Annotated in this window: 19 protein-coding genes; 9 read left to right on the forward strand and 10 right to left on the reverse strand. The window is 71.8% G+C overall.

Annotated features, from left to right (window positions below; genetic code table 11):
* Positions 1-478: 478 nt before the first annotated feature.
* A complete protein-coding gene (gene glnA, locus CCN44_RS08020) occupies positions 479-1,888 on the reverse strand; it encodes a type I glutamate--ammonia ligase (RefSeq protein ID WP_059248948.1) in 1,410 nt (469 codons plus the stop codon).
* A gap of 210 nt (positions 1,889-2,098) precedes the next feature.
* Between glnA and CCN44_RS08025 the strand changes: the two genes are divergently transcribed.
* Positions 2,099-2,566, forward strand: coding sequence for an RDD family protein (locus tag CCN44_RS08025; RefSeq protein ID WP_059248947.1), 468 nt, complete (start codon positions 2,099-2,101; stop codon positions 2,564-2,566).
* A gap of 256 nt (positions 2,567-2,822) precedes the next feature.
* Here CCN44_RS08025 and CCN44_RS08030 read toward each other — a convergent pair whose 3' ends face one another.
* Complete coding sequence (locus CCN44_RS08030) at positions 2,823-4,481, reverse strand: FAD-dependent oxidoreductase (RefSeq protein ID WP_059248946.1); 1,659 nt, start codon at positions 4,479-4,481, stop codon at positions 2,823-2,825.
* A gap of 190 nt (positions 4,482-4,671) precedes the next feature.
* On the opposite strand from CCN44_RS08030, the gene CCN44_RS08035 reads away from it, so the two are divergent.
* Genes CCN44_RS08035 through CCN44_RS08065 form a run of 7 tightly spaced genes read left to right on the forward strand, consistent with a single transcriptional unit; the run spans position 4,672 to position 9,876 of the window.
* Positions 4,672-5,769 carry a SchA/CurD-like domain-containing protein gene (locus CCN44_RS08035; protein WP_189397240.1) on the forward strand — a complete coding sequence of 366 codons (1,098 nt, stop codon included), beginning with the start codon at positions 4,672-4,674 and terminating at the stop codon, positions 5,767-5,769.
* 34 nt (positions 5,770-5,803) lie between these two features.
* Positions 5,804-6,244, forward strand: a complete 441-nt coding sequence (locus tag CCN44_RS08040) for a cupin domain-containing protein (protein ID WP_059248944.1) — start codon at positions 5,804-5,806, stop codon at positions 6,242-6,244.
* Positions 6,241-7,500: a beta-ketoacyl-[acyl-carrier-protein] synthase family protein gene (locus CCN44_RS08045; RefSeq protein ID WP_059248943.1), complete on the forward strand. Its 1,260-nt coding sequence runs from the start codon at positions 6,241-6,243 to the stop codon at positions 7,498-7,500. Before CCN44_RS08040 ends, CCN44_RS08045 begins: the two co-directional genes overlap by 4 nt.
* A 9-nt stretch (positions 7,501-7,509) precedes the next feature.
* Positions 7,510-8,754, forward strand: coding sequence for a beta-ketoacyl synthase N-terminal-like domain-containing protein (locus CCN44_RS08050; RefSeq protein WP_059248942.1), 1,245 nt, complete (start codon positions 7,510-7,512; stop codon positions 8,752-8,754).
* Between the two features lie 31 nt (positions 8,755-8,785).
* On the forward strand, positions 8,786-9,040 hold the full coding sequence (locus tag CCN44_RS08055; RefSeq protein ID WP_059248941.1) for an acyl carrier protein: 255 nt from the start codon (positions 8,786-8,788) through the stop codon (positions 9,038-9,040).
* 2 nt (positions 9,041-9,042) lie between these two features.
* Entirely contained in the window at positions 9,043-9,522 is a 480-nt protein-coding gene (locus CCN44_RS08060; RefSeq protein WP_059248940.1) for an SRPBCC family protein, read from the forward strand.
* A 21-nt stretch (positions 9,523-9,543) separates the two neighbouring features.
* Complete coding sequence (locus CCN44_RS08065; RefSeq protein ID WP_086697225.1) at positions 9,544-9,876, forward strand: TcmI family type II polyketide cyclase; 333 nt, start codon at positions 9,544-9,546, stop codon at positions 9,874-9,876.
* A gap of 76 nt (positions 9,877-9,952) precedes the next feature.
* Here CCN44_RS08065 and CCN44_RS08070 read toward each other — a convergent pair whose 3' ends face one another.
* From CCN44_RS08070 to lipB, 6 genes are all read right to left on the reverse strand, one after another.
* Positions 9,953-11,017: a methyltransferase gene (locus CCN44_RS08070; RefSeq protein ID WP_223283921.1), complete on the reverse strand. Its 1,065-nt coding sequence runs from the start codon at positions 11,015-11,017 to the stop codon at positions 9,953-9,955.
* A 43-nt stretch (positions 11,018-11,060) separates the two neighbouring features.
* Positions 11,061-12,149, reverse strand: coding sequence for a right-handed parallel beta-helix repeat-containing protein (locus tag CCN44_RS08075; protein WP_086697226.1), 1,089 nt, complete (start codon positions 12,147-12,149; stop codon positions 11,061-11,063).
* Between the two features lie 161 nt (positions 12,150-12,310).
* Positions 12,311-13,012, reverse strand: coding sequence for a DUF4191 domain-containing protein (locus CCN44_RS08080; protein ID WP_059248936.1), 702 nt, complete (start codon positions 13,010-13,012; stop codon positions 12,311-12,313).
* 77 nt (positions 13,013-13,089) lie between these two features.
* On the reverse strand, positions 13,090-13,287 hold the full coding sequence (locus CCN44_RS08085) for an SCO2195 family GlnR-regulated protein (RefSeq protein ID WP_059248935.1): 198 nt from the start codon (positions 13,285-13,287) through the stop codon (positions 13,090-13,092).
* Positions 13,288-13,516: 229 nt separating this feature from the next.
* A complete protein-coding gene (lipA, locus tag CCN44_RS08090; protein WP_059248934.1) occupies positions 13,517-14,482 on the reverse strand; it encodes a lipoyl synthase in 966 nt (321 codons plus the stop codon).
* Between the two features lie 115 nt (positions 14,483-14,597).
* Positions 14,598-15,395 carry a lipoyl(octanoyl) transferase LipB gene (gene lipB, locus CCN44_RS08095; protein ID WP_059248933.1) on the reverse strand — a complete coding sequence of 266 codons (798 nt, stop codon included), beginning with the start codon at positions 15,393-15,395 and terminating at the stop codon, positions 14,598-14,600.
* Between the two features lie 241 nt (positions 15,396-15,636).
* On the opposite strand from lipB, the gene CCN44_RS08100 reads away from it, so the two are divergent.
* Positions 15,637-17,094, forward strand: a complete 1,458-nt coding sequence (locus CCN44_RS08100; protein ID WP_059248932.1) for a hypothetical protein — start codon at positions 15,637-15,639, stop codon at positions 17,092-17,094.
* Positions 17,095-17,176: 82 nt separating this feature from the next.
* Here CCN44_RS08100 and CCN44_RS08105 read toward each other — a convergent pair whose 3' ends face one another.
* Positions 17,177-18,541 carry an NAD(P)/FAD-dependent oxidoreductase gene (locus tag CCN44_RS08105; RefSeq protein ID WP_059248931.1) on the reverse strand — a complete coding sequence of 455 codons (1,365 nt, stop codon included), beginning with the start codon at positions 18,539-18,541 and terminating at the stop codon, positions 17,177-17,179.
* A gap of 194 nt (positions 18,542-18,735) precedes the next feature.
* The coding region (locus CCN44_RS08110) for a DUF1731 domain-containing protein (protein WP_143649648.1) at positions 18,736-19,104 on the reverse strand (369 nt) is incomplete at its 5' end.

Below are 19,104 nucleotides of genomic sequence, written 5' to 3' on the forward strand. Positions count from 1 at the left end.
CCGCCCGCCCCGCACGGCCGGAATGACGGAAACGGGAGGCCCGAGTGTCGGGCCGGCCTAGGTCACGGAAACAGTGGCGTATCCGAGGGCGGCCGCAACGATCACCACCACAGCGGCCAGGGCTATGACCGCCGCAACGAGGAGCCCCGTCGCACCGGCTATCGCTGCCCAACCCCATCGCGTCACCCGCTCGGCGCGGCGGACTTCTTCTCTGTAGCCGTCTTCGTACCCACGCTGCTCGCTCATGGCACCCCTGGGCTGAGCCTACCGGGGGCGTGTCTTGCCCCCGTCTGCGGCCGGGACACCCGCACGGGCCGACGGCGCTGTGATCGCCAAGGCGCCGATTCAGTCCCTGACGATCGTCCGCGGCACGGGGCCGAAACAGGCCGTCGGCCGTGCCCTTCCACGGAGGAAGCACACGGCCGACGGCCCACAGACGGCCCGGGGGAGCGGTTACCCGCTCCGACCCGGGGCGCTGTCACACGTCGAAGTACAGCTCGAACTCGTGCGGGTGCGGGCGCAGCTGGAGCGGGGCGATCTCGTTGGTGCGCTTGAAGTCGATCCACGTCTCGATCAGGTCGGACGTGAACACGTCGCCCTGGAGGAGGAACTCGTGGTCCGCCTCGAGGGCGTCGAGGACGGCGTTGAGGGAGGTCGGGACCTGGGCGACGTTCGCGTGCTCCTCGGGAGCCAGCTCGTACAGGTCCTTGTCGATCGGCTCGGCCGGCTCGATCTTGTTCTTGATGCCGTCCAGGCCCGCGAGGAGGAGGGCCGAGAAGGCGAGGTACGGGTTGCCGGAGGAGTCGGGCGCGCGGAACTCGACGCGCTTGGCCTTCGGGTTGGAGCCCGTGATCGGGATACGCATCGCGGCGGAGCGGTTGCGCTGCGAGTACACCAGGTTGATCGGCGCCTCGAAGCCCGGCACCAGACGGTGGTACGAGTTCACCGTCGGGTTGGTGAAGGCCAGCAGCGACGGAGCGTGCTTGAGGATGCCGCCGATGTAGTAGCGGGCGGTGTCCGACAGGCCCGCGTAACCGGCCTCGTCGTAGAACAGCGGGTCGCCGTTGCTCCACAGCGACTGGTGCACGTGCATGCCCGAGCCGTTGTCACCGAAGATCGGCTTCGGCATGAAGGTCGCGGTCTTGCCGTTGCGCCAGGCGACGTTCTTCACGATGTACTTGAAGAGCTGAAGGTCGTCGGCGGCGGCGAGCAGGGTGTTGAACTTGTAGTTGATCTCCGCCTGGCCGGCCGTGCCCACCTCGTGGTGCTGGCGCTCGACCTTCAGGCCGGACCGCTCCAGCTCCAGGGAGATCTCGGCGCGCAGGTCGGCGAAGTGGTCGACCGGGGCCACCGGGAAGTAGCCGCCCTTGTAGCGGACCTTGTACCCGCGGTTGTTCTCCACGGCGCCGGTGTTCCAGGCGCCCGCCTCGGAGTCGATGTGGTAGAAGGACTCGTTCGCCGAGGTGGCGAAGCGCACGCTGTCGAAGACGTAGAACTCGGCCTCGGGTCCGAAGTACGCGGTGTCCGCGATCCCGGTGGAGGCGAGGTAGGCCTCGGCCTTCTTCGCCACGTTGCGCGGGTCACGGGAGTACTGCTCGCCCGTGATCGGGTCGTGGATGAAGAAGTTGATGTTGAGGGTCTTGTCGCGGCGGAACGGGTCCACACGCGCGGTGGACAGGTCGGCACGCAGAGCCATGTCGGACTCGTGGATGGCCTGGAAACCACGGATCGACGATCCGTCGAAGGCCAGCTCCTCGTCCGGGTCGAACGCCTCAACGGGCACCGTGAAGTGCTGCATGACGCCCGGCAGGTCGCAGAAGCGGACGTCGATGAACTTGACGTCCTCGTCCGCGATGAACTTCTTGGCCTCGTCGGCGTTCTGGAACATCCAGCTCCTCCTACTCCCGACCGTCCTCGCCGGGGTGGTAGATCGTTCGTGCGGCCAGTGCGGTGGCACACGCTGGTCTCGACCCTAGGGACGGGTGATTTCTCGGGCGTGACCCGTTTGTTTCGCAGAAGTTAACCGGCCACGTGTCCACGGTAGCCCCGACCCACCCCTGTGCGTAGTGCCCGAAACCGGGCGCAGTACCGTGGACGGGTGGACAACAGGCAGGCAATCGGATCGTGGCTCTCCGGGCCGCGCGCGGCCATGGAAGAGGCGGGTGCCGACTTCGGGTTCCCGGGCGAGCAGCTCGGCCTCCCCAAGGAGGGTCCGAACTCGATCGCACGGCCCGGCAGGCGGCTCGGCGCACTCGCCGTGGACTGGGCACTGTGCGTCCTGATCGCATACGGCCTGATCACGCACGGCTACGGCCCGGCTACCAGCAACTGGGCGCTGGGCATCTTCTTCGTGCTGAGCGTCCTGACCGTCGGCACGGTCGGCTCCACCCCCGGCAAGCGTCTCTTCGGCCTCCGGGTCGTGGCCCTGGAGACCGGCACGGTCAGCCCGGGGCGCGCCCTGCTGCGCACGGTCCTGCTGTGCCTGGCGATCCCCGCGCTGATCTGGGACCGGGACGGGCGCGGTCTGCACGACCGGCTCGCGAAGACCGTCGAAGTCCGGATCTGACCGCACGCGGCCGGACCCCGCCATAGCGGCTCAGGCCTCCCGCCATGGCGGGTCCGGCCCCCCCGCATAGTGGCTCCGGTCCCCGCATAGCGGCTCCGGCCTCCCGCCATAGCGGGTCCGGCTCCCGCCATAGCGGCTCCGGGCCGTCTGCCGGCTGTGGCTCCACCGCGGCCGGTCGCGCCGGTCGCGCCGGTCGCGCCCGCGCGGCGGAGCCGCATGCCGGCACAGCCCCGCGCCCTTCCGGGCGCTCCAGCGGTCATCCCCTCCGCAGCACCGCCCCCAGCACCCGGCGCAGCTCACCCTCCGGATCTCCCACGGCCCCGTCCGCGCGCCACGCCACGAACCCGTCCGGCCGCACCAGCACCGCCCCGTCGGCCGTCGTGCCGTGCACCGCGGCCCAGTCGGTGCCGCCTCCGGGGCCCTCGCCGTCGTAGGTCAGATCGGCGTCCGCCCCCGCGCCGATCCGGTACGCCTCCAGTCGTACGCCGTCCGTGCCCGCGATGCTCCGGGCGGCGGCGTGCCAGGCCCGGCCCGCCGCCGAGCCGGCGTCGCAGAGCAGCACCAGGGACCGCTCGTACAGGTCGACCGTGGAGAGCCGGGCGCCCGCGCGGCGCAGCCACAGGTGCGGGGCCCGGCTGCCCGGGTCCGCGGTCAGCCGCACCTCGTCGGGTACGACCGGGTGGGCGGGGTCGGCGTCCACGACGGCGCCCTCCGGATAGCGGTAGGCGAGGACCACCGGGAGGATGCCGCTGCGCGGCCCGCCGCCGACGCCGGGCATGGGCGCGAAGCCGGGGTGGCTGTGCTCCACCGAGCGGGCCGAGGCCCGGGCGCTGGTGGCCAGGGCGACCGGCCGGCGCTCGGTGTCGTAGGTGTCCAGCAGACCGGGCCCGGCCCAGCCCTCAAGGACGGCGGCCAGCTTCCAGGCCAGGTTGTGGGCGTCCTGGATGCCGGTGTTCGAGCCGAAGGCGCCGGTCGGGGACATCTCGTGGGCGGAGTCGCCGGCGAGCAGGACCCTGCCGGCCGTGTACCGCTCGGCGACGCGTTCCGCGGCGCGCCAGGACGCCTTGCCGGTGATCTCCACATCGAGGTCGGGGACGCCGACGGCCAGCCGGATGTGCCGCTGGAGCCGCTCCTCGGTGAACTCCTCCAGCGTCTCGCCCTGCTCCGGGTGCCAGGGGGCGTGGAAGACCCAGTGCTCCTTGTTGTCGACGGGCAGCAGGGCGCCGTCGGCCTCGGGGCTGGTGAGGTAGCAGCAGATGAAGCGGCGGTCGCCGACCGTGTCGGCGAGCAGCTTGGACCGGAAGGTGACGCTCACGTTGGCGAAGAGGTCGCCGGGCCCGCTCTGCCCGATGTCCAGCCGGCGCCGCACGGGGCTGCGCGGCCCGTCGCAGGCGACCAGGTAGTCCGCCCGGACGGTGTACAGCGTGTCGCTGTCCCGGTCCCGGACGAACGCCGTCACCCCTTCGGGGTCCTGTTCGAAGCCTTCCATCTCGTGGAAGTAGCGCAGGTCCCCGCCGAGTGCGCGGGCCCCCTTCAGCAGCACCGGTTCGAGGTCGTTCTGGCTGCACAGGCACCAGGTCGTGGGGCTGAACCGCGCGAGTCCGCCGCCCGGGTCGATGTGCTTGAACAGCCATTCCCCGGCGTCGCCGACCAGGGTCGGGGTCTGCAGGATGCCGTGGTTGTCCGCGAGGAGCGAGGCCGCCGCCCTGATGTCCGGCTCGATGCCGGCCACCCGGTACAGCTCCATCGTCCGCAGGTTGTTGCCGCGGCCACGCGGGTGGATCGAGGTCCCGGAATGCCGCTCGACGAGCAGGTGCGGTACGCCGAGACGGCCCAGGAACAGGGAGAGGGACAGGCCCACCAGGGAGCCGCCCACGACGAGGACGGGCACCCGGTGATCGGCTTTGTGCTGCATCAAGGCTCCAGAGGCAGGGTCGGGATGTGAGCGCGCTGCTGTTTTCTGTGCCCTCTGGGAGGGCTTTCGCGTGCTCAATCACCCACGTGGTTCACGCGAGTCGCGCACACCGCGGGAAGCGGCACAGGATCAAGAAGCGCTGACGTCGCGTCATCGGCGGCCGGCGTTCGTTCCTGCCCCCGTGAAGGAGATGCGCAGCATGACCACCACCACGTCGGAGAAGCTTTCGGCCCCGTCGGCACGCCAGGTGTCGAAACGGGTCTCCCAGTCCGTGTTCGACGGCTCCCGGCTCCGGGTCGTCCTGCTCGTGGACGTCCACGACGGCGCCCAGCAGCAGTTCCTGGAGGCCTACGAGCAACTGTGCAACCAGGTGGCGCAGGTGCCCGGCCATGTCAGCGACCAGCTGTGCCAGTCGATCGAGAATCCCTCCCAATGGCTCATCACCAGCGAATGGGAGAGCGCCCCGCCGTTCCTCACCTGGGTGAACAGCGAGGAACACGTACGGATGGTGGAACCGCTGCACAGCTGCGTCCGGGACACCCGGTCGCTGCGCTTCCACGTCGTCCGGGAGACGGGCGGCGAGGGAGCCGCCGCCTCCGCGTCGCGGCGCCGGCTCCAGACGTCGCCGCGGATCGGCGACGGGGTGATCCGGCACGCGCTGACCTTCACGGTCAAGCCGGGCAGTGAGGCGGAGGTCAAGCGGATCCTCGCGAACTACGCCTCGCCCCAGGCGCGGGTGGACGAGACCACCCGGCTGTGCCGTACCTCGCTGTTCATGCACGGCAACCGGGTCGTGCGGGCCATCGAGGTGCGCGGCGACCTGCTCGCGGCGCTGCGGCACGTCGCCCGGCAGCCCGAGGTGCGGGCCGTCGAGGAGGCCATCAACCCTTATCTGGAGCAGGAGCGGGACCTGAACGACCAGGAGTCCGCGCGGGTGTTCTTCACCCGGGCGGCGCTGCCCGCCGTGCACCACGTCACCGCGGACGAACTGGCCGAGGGCGAGCGCAGGGCGCTGTACTACCCGGCCCGCCCGGGTGACGGCATGCGGCTGGCGGAGCTGATCGCCCAGCAGGACGAGGCGGCGGCGGAGGACCCGGACAGCCCGGTCCTGCGCAGCACGATCTTCCAGCGCGACGACGTCGTCGTACGGCTGATCGACGTACGCCCCGGCCCCGCCGCCCGGGCCGCCCTGCCGGAGCCCGAGCGGCAGGCCGCGCTGAGCGGCCTGCTGGACGGCGAGCCCGTCGGCATGGACCTCGTCACCGACCGCCGCTCGCCGGACGCCTGACCCGGCAGGCCCAGCACACCAACGGAGGAACGTCGTGATCAAACCCCTTCCGAAGATCGTGGACCTCAGCGAGATCGAGCCCAACACCCGGCGCGGCGGTGATCTGCGCGCCATGCTCACCCCGGCCACGGTGGGCTCCACCAGCGGTTTCATGGGGGTGGCCATCATCAACCCCGGTGACCGCATCGGCGAGCACTACCACCCGTACTCCGAGGAGTTCGTGTACGTCGTCTGCGGCCAGCTGGAGGTGGACCTGGACGGCGAGCCGCACCCGCTGCGGCCCGAGCAGGGGCTGATGATCCCCATCAACATGCGGCACCGCTTCCGCAACGTCGGCAACGTGGAGGCGCGGATCGTCTTCCACCTGGGCCCGCTGGCCCCGCGGCCGGCCCTCGGCCACGTCGACACGGAGGAGACGCAGCAGGCCGTCACCGTCGCCGCCGAGCCGGCCGGCCGGGAACAGGTCCGCTCATGAGCCGGCGCGTGGCGGTCACCGGCATAGGCGTCGTGGCCCCCGGCGGGATCGGCGTACCGGCGTTCTGGGAGCTGCTCGCCGAAGGCCGCACCGCGACGCGGGGCATCACGTTCTTCGACCCGACCGGTCTGAGGTCCCGGATCGCCGCCGAGTGCGATTTCGACCCCACCGCCCACGGCCTGGACGCCGAGCAGGTCGAGCGGGCGGACCGGTACATACAGTTCGCCCTGGTCGCCGGCGCGGAGGCGGTCCGGGACTCGGGCCTCGACCTCGGCCGGGAGGACCCCTGGCGGGTCGGTGTCTCGCTCGGCACCGCCGTGGGCGGCACCACCCGGCTGGAGCACGACTACGTCCTGGTCAGCCATCGCGGGCAGCGCTGGGACGTCGACCACACCGAGGCGGAGCCGCAGCTGCACCGGGCGTTCTCGCCGAGCACCGTGGCCTCCGCGGTGGCGGAACGTTTCGGCGCCCAGGGTCCGGTGCAGACCGTCTCCACCGGCTGCACCTCCGGCCTGGACGCCGTCGGCTACGCCTTCCACACCGTCCAGGAAGGCCGGGCCGACATATGCATCGCGGGGGCGTCGGACTCCCCGATCTCCCCGATCACCATGGCCTGCTTCGACGCGATCAAGGCCACGTCCCCGAACAACGACGACCCCGCGCACGCCTCCCGGCCCTTCGACAACAACCGTGACGGCTTCGTCATGGGCGAGGGCGGCGCGGTGCTCGTCCTGGAGGAACTGGAACACGCCCGGGCCCGCGGTGCCCACGTGTACTGCGAGTTCGGCGGCTACGCCACCTTCGGCAACGCCTACCACATGACCGGCCTGACCAAAGAGGGCCTGGAGATGGCGCGGGCCATAGACACCGCACTCGACCAGGCACGGCTCGACCCCACGGCGATCGACTACGTCAACGCGCACGGCTCCGGCACCCGGCAGAACGACCGCCACGAGACGGCGGCCGTGAAGCGGGCGCTCGGCCACCACGCCTACGACACCCCGATGAGCTCCATCAAGTCCATGGTGGGGCACTCCCTCGGGGCGATCGGCGCCATCGAGCTGGTCGCCTGCGTGCTGGCCCTCGCCAAGCAGGTCGTCCCGCCGACCGCGAACTACGAGATCCCCGACCCCGAGTGCGACCTGGACTACGTCCCGCGCGTCGCCCGCGAACGGAAGCTGACCAGCGTGCTGTCCGTGGGCAGCGGCTTCGGCGGTTTCCAGTCCGCGGTGATCCTGACCCGGCCGAGGGAGTGAGGACACACGATGAGCGAACCGCAGGACCGGCAGGCGGCCATCACCGGTATCGGTGTGGTCGCGCCCAACGGCACCACCACCGGCACCTTCTGGAAGGCCACCCAGGAGGGCCTCAGCGTCCTCGACCGGGTCACCCGCGAGGGCTGTGAGCACCTTCCCCTCAAGGTGGCCGGTGAGGTCCGCGCCTTCGACCCGGCCGCGACGATCGAGGAGCGCTTCCTCGTCCAGACCGACCGGTTCACGCACTACGCCATGGCCGCGGCCGACTTCGCGCTGGACGACGCCCGGCTCGGACCGGCCAGCGTGCCCGACGCGCCGTACTCCATCGGCGTGGTCACCGCGGCCGGCTCCGGCGGCGGCGAGTTCGGCCAGCGCGAACTGCAGCAGCTGTGGGGCAAGGGCAGCCGGTTCGTCGGGCCGTACCAGTCCATCGCCTGGTTCTACGCCGCGAGCACCGGCCAGGTGTCCATCCGCCGCGGCTTCAAGGGACCCTGCTCGGTCGTCGCCTCCGACGAGGCCGGCGGCCTGGACGCCCTCGCCCACGCGGCCCGGGCGGTACGGCGCGGCACCGACGTGATCGTGGCCGGCTCCACCGAGGCGCCCCTCGCGCCGTACTCGATGGTCTGCCAGCTCGGCTACGGGGAACTGAGCCGCGAGACGGACCCGTCCCGGGCGTACCGGCCCTTCACGGACGGGGCCTGCGGGTTCGTGCCGGCCGAGGGCGGCGCGATGCTCGTGGTGGAGGCGGCGGGCACCGCCCGGGCCCGCGGCGCCCGGATCCGGGCCCACATCGCGGGCCACGGGGCCACCTTCACCGGTGCCTCCCGCTGGGACCGGTCCCGGGAGGGACTCGCCCAGGCCGTCCGGAAGGCGCTGCGGGAGGCCGACTGCGCCCCCGAGGAGATCGACGTCGTCTTCGCCGACGCCCTCGGGGTGCCGGAGGCGGACCGGGCCGAGGCGCTGGCCCTCGCCGACGCCCTCGGCGAGCACGGCACCCGGGTGCCGGTCACCGCGCCGAAGACCGGGATCGGCCGCGGGTACTGCGCGGCCCCCGTACTGGACACTGCGGCGGCCGTGCTCGCGATGGAGCACGGACTGATCCCGCCGACGCCGAACGTCTTCGACGTCTGCCACGACCTCGACCTCGTGACCGGCCGCGCCCGCGCCGCCGAACTGCGGACGGCGCTGGTCCTCAGCCGCGGACTCATGGGGTCGAACTCGGCGCTGGTGCTGCGACGCGGCACCGCGCAGTGAGTACAGAGAAGACAGAGAAGGAGGAGAAGCAATGCCCGAGATCACCGTGGAAGAACTCGCCGCGCTGATGAAGAAGGCCGCCGGCGTCACCGTCAGCCCCGAGCAGCTCAAGGAGAAGCCGGACACCGGTTTCGACGTCCTGGGCGTCGACTCGCTCGGCCTGCTCGGCATCGTCGGCGAGCTGGAGAACACGCACGGCACCCCGATGCCGGTCGACGCCGAGCGCTGCAAGACACCCCAGCAGTTCCTCAACCTCGTCAACAGCACCCTGATGGCAGGAGCCTGAACATGGCAGGACACACCCAGAACGAGATCACCATCGCCGCACCGCTGGACCTGGTCTGGGACATGACCAACGACCTGGAACGCTGGCCGCAGCTGTTCAGCGAGTACGCGTCGGTGGAGATCCTCAAGCGGGAGGGCGAGAAGACCACCTTCCGGCTCACCATGCACCCGGACGAGAACGGCACCGTCTGGAGCTGGGTCTCCGAGCGCGAACCGGACCGCGCCACCCGCACCGTCAAGGCGCGCCGGGTGGAGACCGGGCCCTTCGCCTACATGAACATCCACTGGCGGTACGAGGAGGTCCCCGCCGGCACCCGGATGGTCTGGACCCAGGACTTCGAGATGAAGCCGGACGCGCCCGTCGACGACGACTGGATGACCGACAACATCAACAGGAACTCCAAGATCCAGCTGGAGCTGATCCGGGAGAAGATCGAGAAGGCGGCGTCCGGTCAGCGGCCCGCCCCGGCCCTGGCCGACTGAGCCGGACGACAGGAGACGACCGTGCACCAGGCCCTGATCGTCGCCCGCATGGCCCCGGGCTCCGCCCCCGACATCGCCAAGGTGTTCGAGGAGTCCGACCGGGGAGAGCTGCCGCACCTCGTCGGCGTCGTCCGGCGCAGCCTCTTCCAGTTCGGCGATGTGTACATGCACCTCATCGAGTCCGACCGCGAGCCCGGACCGGCCATCGCCAAGGTCACCTCGCACCCCGAGTTCAGGGAGGTCAGCGAGCGGCTGTCGGCGTACGTCAGCGCGTACGATCCCGAGACCTGGCGGTCCCCGAAGGACGCCATGGCACAGCGCTTCTACGTGTGGGAGCGCGACCGAGGCGTCTGATCCTCCGGCCGGACCACCGGTGCCGGGCCCGCGTGCGACGCGGACCCGGCACCGGTGTGCGCACGGAGACAGGCGCTCACGCGGGGACGATGCAGTCGAACGCGTGCAGGAAGGGGTTGACCGGGCGGATCTCGCCGACGGCCAGGCCCGCCGCCTCCAGCCGGCCGACCATGCTGTCGGTGGTGTGCTTGGCCCCGCCGACGTTCAGGAGCAGCAGCAGGTCCATGGCGGTGCTGAACCGCATCGAGGGGGTGTCGTCCACCAGGTTCTCGATGACGATGACCCGGGTGCCGGGGCCGCCCGCCTCGACGACGTTGCACAGCAGCCGGGCCGTGCTGTCGTCGTCCCACTCCAGGATGTTCTTGATGATGTAGACGTCCGCCTCGACCGGGACCGCGTCCCGGACGTCGCCCGGCACGATCCGCACCCGGTCGGCGAGGTCGCCGCCCGGGCGCAGCCGCGGCAGGGCGTTCTCGACCACCCGGGGCAGGTCGAGCAGGCTGCCCTGCATCGCCGGGTACTTGTCCAGGAGGCACGCCACCACATGCCCCTGGCCGCCGCCGATGTCCGCGACCGAGCGGCTGCCGGACAGGTCCAGCAGGGCCGCCACCTCCCGCGCCGACTGCTCGCTGGAGCGGGTCATCGCGCGGTTGAAGACGTCCGCCGACTCGGGGGCGTCCTCGTTGAGGTAGGTGAAGAACTCCTTGCCGTACAGGTCCTCCACGACGTTCCGGCCGGTGCGCACCGCCTGGTCCAGCAGCGGCCAGGCGTCCCAGGTCCACGGCTCGGTGCACCACATGGCGATGGCCCGCAGGCTGTTCGGGTCGTCCTCGCGCAGCAGCCGGGACATCTCGGTGTGGGCGAACGTTCCGTCGGGCCGCTCGGCGAAGACGCCGTAGCAGGACAGGGCGCGCAGCAGCCGGCGCAGCGGCCCCGGCTCGGTGCGCACCGCGGTCGCCAGGGTCTCCACGGTCACGGGGGCGTCCCCGAGCGCGTCGGCGACGCCCAGCCGGGCGGCGGCGCGGACCGCGGCGGCGCAGGCCGCTCCGAAGGCCAGCTCGCGCAGCCGCATCGACGGCGGAGGGGAGGGGGGTGCCCCCGGCTCCGGGGGAGCCGAGAGCCCGCGGGATGGTGCGGTCATGTGCCGCCTTCCTTCCTTGCGAGGGTGGGGTACGGCCGTCCGGTCAGCACAGGCCCGCGGGCTTGGAGGCCCGGCAGGAGTTGCCGTCGAAGGCGTTGCCCCGCTTGGTGGCTTCCTGGTTGACGAGGTCCGCCGGGGAGTTGTCCGCCAGCCGGTTGCCGGTGATCCGGTTCTTCTCGCTCGTGGCGCCCACGAAGCTCTTGAACAGGACGATCCCGCCCGACAGCGGGGACTTGCCCGAGTGGCCGGTGACCCGGTTCCGCGTCACCAGGGTCTTCTCGGTGCCGGTCAGCACGATGCCGGAGCCCTTCAGGTAGGGCAGCCGGGCGGTCTTCGGGCAGTACTTGTTGTTCCGCTCGACCAGGTTGTCGCTGACGGTCAGATCGCCCGTCCGCGGCTTGTTCTCGTCGCCGACGACGAACACGCCCGCGCAGTTGCCGAGGACGTAGTTGCGCGTGACGGCGAGGTTGCGCAGCCGGCGGACGGTGATGCCGATCCGGTTGTCCTCCAGCCGGTTGTGGTCGACCACCGCGCCCTTGCTGTCCGTGGCGCCCTGCTCGGCCTTCACGTTGTTCGCGAGGAACACGCCCGCGTCCCCGTTGCCGCGGGCGGTGTTGTTCCGGAGCACTCCACGGGTGAAGTGCTGCTGGGCGATGCCCCACTGGCCGTTGTGCTCGGCGATCACCCGCTTCACGGTCAGCCGGTCGGTCCCCATGGCGAACAGGCCGTTCTTGGCGAAGCCGGTCACTTTCAGATCGGCGACGGTGACGTCCCGCAGGGGCTTGTCCTTGCCGCCGATCACACAGATGCCGTTGCCGTCCGAGAGACAGGTGACGGCGGCCTTCTTGCCGTGCGGCGCGGGCTTGGTCTTCTTCGCGGGGGGCTGGATCACGGTGCCGGGGCCCGCGCCGCGCAGGGTCAGGCCCGCCGTCTTCACCGTGACGCTCTCGCGGTAGGTGCCGGCGAGCACGAACACGGTGTCGCCGGCCTTGGCGGCGTTGACCGCCTTCTGGATCGACTGACCCGGATGCACCACGAGGATCCGGTGGGCGGCGGACGCCGGGGTGGCGCCGACGAACGCGCCGACGAGGGTCGTGGTGCATGCCAGGTACGCAATGTGTCGTTTTGTCACATTCCGAAGGCTAGGAGCGCATGACCCGATTACCGGCCGGATGCTCCGTTCGGTGGCGTGTCAGGGTTCGGTGGCGTGTCAGGGGGGAGGGGTCCTTCGCCGCACAGCACCGCGGCCCCGCACCCGTACGGGTGCGGGGCCGCGGCCGGGATCGACGGCGGTCAGCGACCTCGCGGTCCGCCCTTCGGCAGCTTCATGCCCTTCGGCATGGGACCCTTCGGCAGCGGCATGTTGCTCATCAGGTCGCCCAGGGCCCGCAGCCGGTCGTTGGTGGTCGTCACCTGGGGGCCGGTCAGCACGCGCGGCAGCTTCAGCATGGTCGTGCGGAGCTTCTTCAGCTCGACCTGGCCCTCGCCGGTGCCGACGATCAGGTCGTGCACCGGCACGTCCGCGACGATGCGGTTCATCTTCTTCTTCTCGGCGGCCAGCAGGCTCTTCACCCGGTTCGGGTTGCCCTCGGCGACCAGCACGATGCCGGCCTTGCCGACGGCCCGGTGCACCACGTCCTGGCTGCGGTTCATCGCCACCGCCGGCGTCGTCGTCCAGCCCCGGCCGATGTTGTCCAGCACGGCCGCGGCGGCGCCCGGCTGGCCCTCCATCTGACCGAAGGCGGCCCGCTCGGCCCGGCGGCCGAACACGATCGCCGTCGCCAGCAGGGCGATCAGCAGACCGAAGATGCCCAGGTAGATCGGGTGGCCGATCAGGAAGCCGATCGCGAGGAAGACACCGAGGGTGCCGATGCCGACGGCCGCGAGTACAAGACCGATCTTCTTGTCGGCCTTGCGGGTCATCTTGTACGTGAGGGCGATCTGCTTCAGTCGCCCTGCGTTCGCGGCGTCCGCCGCGGTTTCCTTCCTCGCCATGCCACGAAGTCTACGTGCCCCCGGGAGCGCGGACGACGGCAGTGCCCGGCGGGGCGGGCGCGCGGTGCGCGGCGGGGTCAGGGGCGGGTGGCGGCCTGCTCCAGGACCCGCTGGGCCTCGACCCGGTCCTTGGCGCGGCGGCGGTCCTCCAGGACGGAGTTCCAGGCGTTGCGGCGGGCGGTGCGCTGACCGCCGCTCATGAGCAGGGACTCGACGGCACGGAGGGCGTCGGTGAAGGACGGGATGGCGGTGGCGCGGACGGGTGCGGCCTGCATGAGCGAGGTCCTCCCTCATGGCAGTGGTGATACGGGGTGTGATACCAGAGTCACTGATTGGTGTTACCAGCGCGTGACCGGCCGGTCAAACGCCCATGAAGCCTTGACGCAGCGAGCCGGAACGCCGACGCGGCCCCGGCACCGCCCTCATCAGCGAGGACGGCAGGGACCGCGTCGACTCGGCCATTACTGGCCGGTAGCCGCTTGTGCGCGACTTCACACGCTCGGCTCACACCGCCTGGGCGGCGATGTACGTACCACGCTTCTCGACCGCCATCTGGTAAAGGCGCCCGGCGCGGTAGGAGGAGCGCACCAGCGGGCCGGACATCACGCCGGAGAAGCCGATCTGCTCGGCCTCCTCCTTCAGCTCCACGAACTCCTGCGGCTTCACCCAGCGTTCCACCGGGTGGTGCCGGACGGAGGGGCGCAGGTACTGGGTGATGGTGACCAGCTCGCAGCCCGCGTCGTGCAGCTGCCGCAGCGCCTCGCTGACCTCCTCGCGGGTCTCGCCCATGCCGAGGATCAGGTTCGACTTGGTGACCAGGCCGTAGTCACGGGCCTCGGTGATGACCTTCAGGGAGCGCTCGTAGCGGAAGCCGGGGCGGATCCGCTTGAAGATCCGGGGGACCGTCTCGACGTTGTGCGCGAACACCTCGGGGCGCGAGGCGAAGACCTCCGCCAGCTGCTCGGGGACCGCGTTGAAGTCGGGGGCCAGCAGCTCCACCTTGGTCCGGCCGCCCTCGCGGTCCGCCGTCTGCTGGTGGATCTGGCGCACGGTCTCGGCGTACAGCCAGGCGCCGCCGTCCGCCAGGTCGTCGCGGGCGACGCCGGTGATGGTGGCGTAGTTCAGGTCCATGGTGACCACGGACTCGCCCACGCGGCGCGGCTCGTCGCGGTCGAGCGCCTCGGGCTTGCCGGTGTCGATCTGGCAGAAGTCACAGCGCCGGGTGCACTGGTCGCCGCCGATGAGGAAGGTCGCCTCGCGGTCCTCCCAGCACTCGTAGATGTTCGGACAGCCGGCTTCCTGGCACACCGTGTGCAGCCCCTCGCTCTTCACGAGGTTCTGCATCTTCGTGTATTCGGGGCCCATTTTCGCCCGGGTCTTGATCCACTCGGGCTTGCGCTCGATGGGGGTCTGGCTGTTGCGGACCTCCAGGCGCAGCATCTTGCGTCCGTCGGGTGCGACTGCGGACACGACCGGCTCCCTGTGACTTCGATTCTTCGGCGTACACCAGGGTACGCCCGTGCTGTGTGCGCCCTGCCGCTCAGGCCAACCCCGCTGTCGCAGGGCGCATTCCCCGAACGGAGGATCAGGCGGACGCCTTCTCGATCACCCGCGGCTTCAGGTCGGCGTTCTCCAGGATGTCCCGCAGGTGCTTCTCGACCACCGGCAGCACCTCCTCGATCGTGATGTCCCGGCCCAGCTCGTTCGCGAGCGAGGTGACCCCCGCGTCGCGGATGCCGCACGGGATGATCCGGTCGAACCAGGCGTTGTCCGGGTTCACGTTGAAGGAGAAGCCGTGCATCGTGACGCCCTTGGCGACCCGGATGCCGATCGCGGCGATCTTGCGGTCCTCGCGCCGCTGGCCCGCGTTGGAGGGGGCGTACTCCGGCCCGTTCAGCCGGGGGTCGAACTCCTCGTCGTGCAGCCGCGGGTCGAAGTCCAGCGAGAGCCCTCCGAGCGCGGGCCGCTGCTCGACCGGGTCGCCGAGCACCCACACGCCGCTGCGGCCCTCCACCCGGGTGGTCTCCAGGCCGAAGTCGGCGCAGGAGCGGATGATCGCCTCCTCCAGCCGCCGCACGTGCGCGACCACGTCCACCGGGCGGGGCAGCTTCTGGATCGGGTAGCCCACCAGCTGGCCCGGGCCGTGCCAGGTGATCTTGCCGCCGCGGTCCACGTCGATGACCGGGGTGCCGTCCAGCGGGCGCTCGCTGTCCTCGGTGCGCCGGCCCGCCGTGTACACCGGGGGGTGCTCCAGCAGGAGCACGGTGTCGGGGACCTCGTCGGCGAACCGGGCCGCGTGCACCCGGCGCTGCTCGTCCCAGGCCTGCTGGTAATCGACGGCATCCGCACCGAATCCCATGCGGACGAACCGCAACTCACTCACGGCAAGCGCCTCCCTCGGCGACTGGGTGTGTCAGGCATGTATCGCGCCCACGCCACTGTACGTCCGACCGGCGTACGTCAGCCCTGCGGGCGTTCCTCACACGATCGGATGAATGCCGGGCGGAATGTGCTACCGACTGCTCACTCTCCGCTACATTCGCGCCGTTCGTGAGGCCATAAGGGCTGCTCAAAGGCAATCCGGGCACTTCGACAGGCCCGGAAGGCAGGAGACCGCACCGCAGATGACGGACCGACCCGCGCAGCGCACCCCCAACCGCCAGCTCGCCGCGCTCATCGCAGAAGCGGGGTTCTCCAACGCGGGTCTGGCCCGTCGTGTCGACCAGCTCGGGCTGGAGCACGGGCTGGATCTCAGATACGACAAGACATCGGTCACCCGCTGGCTGCGCGGACAGCAGCCGCGCGGCACGACCCCGGCCCTCATCGCCGAGGTGTTCACCCGCCGGCTGGGGCGCCGGCTCACCGCGCAGGACCTCGGCCTGGACGCCTGCGCGCCGGTCTACGCCGGGCTGGAGTTCGCGGCCACCCCGGAGGAGGCCGTCGACATCGTCAGCGGGCTGTGGCGCAAGGACTCCGGCAGCCACGCCGAGCTGCGCAAGATCGCCTTCACCCCGGCGGGGCTCGTGGTGCCCAGCCGGGACTGGCTGATCGGCAAGGCCGACGACCGGGTGGCCCGGGAACCGGCACCCCGGGTGCCGCCGCAGGGCCGGCCCGGCGCGGCCAAACCCCAGCCGCTGGTGCCGCCGCGGATGCGCGGCCAGGCCGAGCGCGCCCCCGGGCACAAGGTCAGCGGCGGGGACATCGCCGCGCTGCGCTCGGTCGGCGAGCTGTTCCGCACCCTCGACGACCGCTTCGGCGGCGGCCACGCCCGGCAGGCGCTGGTGCGCTACCTGGAGCACGAGTGCGAGCCGATGCTGCGCGGCTCCTACGACGAGCAGACCGGCCGCCGGCTGTTCGGCGCCGCCGCCGACCTGACCCGGCTCGCGGGCTGGACCTCGTACGACATCGCCGCGCACGGGCTCGCCCAGCGCTACTTCGTGCAGGCCCTGCGGCTCGCCCAGGCGGCCGGAGACCGGGCCTACGGCTCCTACGTGCTGGTCACCATGAGCCGGCAGGCCGTCTATCTCGGCCACGGCAGGGAGGCGGTGCAGCTGGCGCGGGTCGCCCAGCAGGGCGTCGGCACGGGTGCCGTGCCGGTCGTCCAGGCGCTGCTGCACGCCTCCGAGGCGCGGGCGCACGCCGTCCTCGGCGAGGTGCGGGCGTGCACCGCGGCGCTGGTGCGGGCCGAGCGCGCGCTGGAGGCGGCCCGGCCCGGGGACGAGGTGCCGTACTGGGCCGCGTTCTTCGACGAGGCGCAGCTCGCCGACGAGTTCGGGCACTGCCACCGGGATCTGCAGCAGTACCGGGCCGCCGCGCAGCACGCCGAGCGCTCGCTCCAGCTGCGGGCGCCGACCTATGCCCGCAGCCGGCTGTTCTGCCGGGTCGTCCTCGCCACCGCCCGGCTCGGCCTCGGCGAACTCGACCAGGCGTGCGCGCTGGCGGCGGAGGCCGCGGGGCAGGCCGCGGAGATGCGGTCCGCTCGCGCGGTGGAGTACGTGAAGGAGTTCGAACGCCGCCTGGAGCCCTACCGGGACGCGGCGCCGGTCCGGAGCTATCGGGAGAGGGTGGCGGCTTTGGGGTAGCGCCGTTGTCGGTGACGGTCGTCCGCCGGGTACCGCGCCGTTGTGGTTGATCGCGCAGTTCCCCGCGCCCCTTTCGGGGCGCTCACGCGGCCCTCGGCAGCGTGGGGACCGGGTCCGCGCTGTGCGCCGAAGCGCCTGCGCCCAGGTCCGCCAGGATGGCCGCCGCGGCCCGGTGGGCGGAGTGCAGGGCGCCCTGGACGGTGCTGGTGTCGCGGTGGTCGCCGCAGACGTACAGGCCGGCCAGGAGCCGTACCGGGCGGCGCAGGTCGTGCGGGGGGCGCATGGCGGGGACCGCCTCCGGGGTGTGGTGCACGGCCAGCGTCTCCCAGCGGCGCGTGGAGGTGCCGTAGAGGCGGGCGAGGTGGATGCGGACGGCCGTGTCGACGCCCTCGGGCGGCGGGCCCAGCACCGTCGACGAGATCAGCACCCGGCCGCCCGGCGCCCGGCTCGGGTCCACGTTGCTGAGCACCGCCGTGTGCGCCACCGGCCCGCCCCGGTCGGCGTCCAGCAGCAGCGAGGTACCCGTCGCGAAGGCCGCCGCCGGGTCGTCCGTGGTGTGGTGGACGACCGTCACCGGGTGGAAGTCCGGCACCCTGAGCCCCGGCAGCAGTTCGGCCGCGGCGCGCGCGTCCGTCGCCAGCAGCACCGCCCGGCAGCGCAGCTCCCCGTGCTCGGCGGTCGTCACCGAGGTCGTGGACACCGAGGTGACCCGCACCCCGGTGTGCACGGTGCCCGGCGGCAGCGTGCGGGCCAGCAGCTCCGGCAGTACCTCCGCGCCGCCCTCCGGCACGCACAGCCGGCCGCTCGCGAAGGCGCGCAGCGCCAGGTCGGCGCACCTGCTGGAGGTGGTCAGCCCGGGGTCGCACAGCAGCGTGGCGAGCAGCGGGCGCAGGAAGCCGTCGACCGTGCGGGCCGGCACCCCGCGCTGGGCGAGCGCCTGGGCGGCCGGCATCTCGGGGCGGGCGAGGATCCGCTCGACGGGGGTCGCCGCGATCCGGCCGAGCGCGGTGCCCAGCCGGGCCTGGTCCACCGCGCCGCCCACCGGAGCGCCGGGCGTGACCGCCGTCCCCCTGGGGGCGCCGGCGAGGGCGCGCACCACATGGAGCGCGCCCCGTGCGCCCCGTGCGCTCCCTCCGGCCGCCGGCGCGCCCGCGCGCTGGGTGCGGCCGTCGCGGTGCAGCAGGACGCCCGGCGCGAACCGGCGCAGGGTCAGGGCGCCCAGGCCCGGGGTCAGGCGGAGTTCGGGGTAGGACGTGGACAGCAGCTGCCCGATGCGGTCGAGCCGGAAGCCGTCGACCTTCTCGGTCGACATCCGTCCCCCGACGTACGGGGCGGCCTCCAGGACCGCGGTGGTGATTCCTGCACTGGTCAGCCGATGAGCCGCTGAGAGGCCGGCGATTCCGGCTCCCACGATGACGACGTCCACCTGGTACGCGGGCTCAAGCACGAGGCCCCTCCTGTGGTTGCGCGGCCGGTGGAGACGTGATGCCCCCAACTGGCGCCGCGGATACCCGAGTTCGGGTCGAGGGTAGGGCCGTGATCGGTCAGTAACAGTCGCGCATCAACAGGGCACGGTCGCATGGAGGTCGCATACGGTCACTTTCGTTCGCCGGTGTTGTCTGCCGGCTCATTCCGGGGCGCTCACCCCGCCGCGCGGATCGCCTCGTCGATACCCGGGAACGCGAACCGGAACCCCGACTCCAGCAACCGCCTCGGCACCACCCGCTGGCTGCCCAGCACGTCCCCGGCCATCTCCCCGAGCACCGCCCGCAGCACCGGAGCGGGCACCGCGCACACGGCCGGCCGGTGCAGCACCCGCCCCATGGCCGCGGTGATCTCACGGTTCGTCAGCGGCTGCGGAGCCGTCAGATTGAACGGTCCGGACAGGTCGGCGCGGTCCAGGAGATGCCGGAGCGCGGCGACCTCGTCGTGCAGCGCGATGTACGACCAGTACTGCCGCCCGTCGCCCAGCCGCCCCCCGAGCCCCGCCCGGAACAGCGGGAACAGCCG

Source organism: Streptomyces tricolor, from assembly GCF_002155905.1.
Lineage (GTDB): Bacteria > Actinomycetota > Actinomycetes > Streptomycetales > Streptomycetaceae > Streptomyces > Streptomyces tricolor.

Excerpts from the sequence above, each read along its gene's own strand:
- CCN44_RS08030 (WP_059248946.1), bottom strand. The coding sequence starts at position 4,481 with ATGCAGCACAAAGCCGATCACCGGGTGCCCGTCCTCGTCGTGGGCGGC.
- CCN44_RS08035 (WP_189397240.1), top strand. The coding sequence starts at position 4,672 with ATGCGCAGCATGACCACCACCACGTCGGAGAAGCTTTCGGCCCCGTCG.
- CCN44_RS08070 (WP_223283921.1), bottom strand. The coding sequence starts at position 11,017 with ATGACCGCACCATCCCGCGGGCTCTCGGCTCCCCCGGAGCCGGGGGCA.
- glnA (WP_059248948.1), bottom strand. The coding sequence starts at position 1,888 with ATGTTCCAGAACGCCGACGAGGCCAAGAAGTTCATCGCGGACGAGGAC.
- CCN44_RS08055 (WP_059248941.1), top strand. The coding sequence starts at position 8,786 with ATGCCCGAGATCACCGTGGAAGAACTCGCCGCGCTGATGAAGAAGGCC.
- CCN44_RS08060 (WP_059248940.1), top strand. The coding sequence starts at position 9,043 with ATGGCAGGACACACCCAGAACGAGATCACCATCGCCGCACCGCTGGAC.
- CCN44_RS08100 (WP_059248932.1), top strand. The coding sequence starts at position 15,637 with ATGACGGACCGACCCGCGCAGCGCACCCCCAACCGCCAGCTCGCCGCG.
- CCN44_RS08085 (WP_059248935.1), bottom strand. The coding sequence starts at position 13,287 with ATGCAGGCCGCACCCGTCCGCGCCACCGCCATCCCGTCCTTCACCGAC.
- CCN44_RS08050 (WP_059248942.1), top strand. The coding sequence starts at position 7,510 with ATGAGCGAACCGCAGGACCGGCAGGCGGCCATCACCGGTATCGGTGTG.
- CCN44_RS08045 (WP_059248943.1), top strand. The coding sequence starts at position 6,241 with ATGAGCCGGCGCGTGGCGGTCACCGGCATAGGCGTCGTGGCCCCCGGC.
- CCN44_RS08080 (WP_059248936.1), bottom strand. The coding sequence starts at position 13,012 with ATGGCGAGGAAGGAAACCGCGGCGGACGCCGCGAACGCAGGGCGACTG.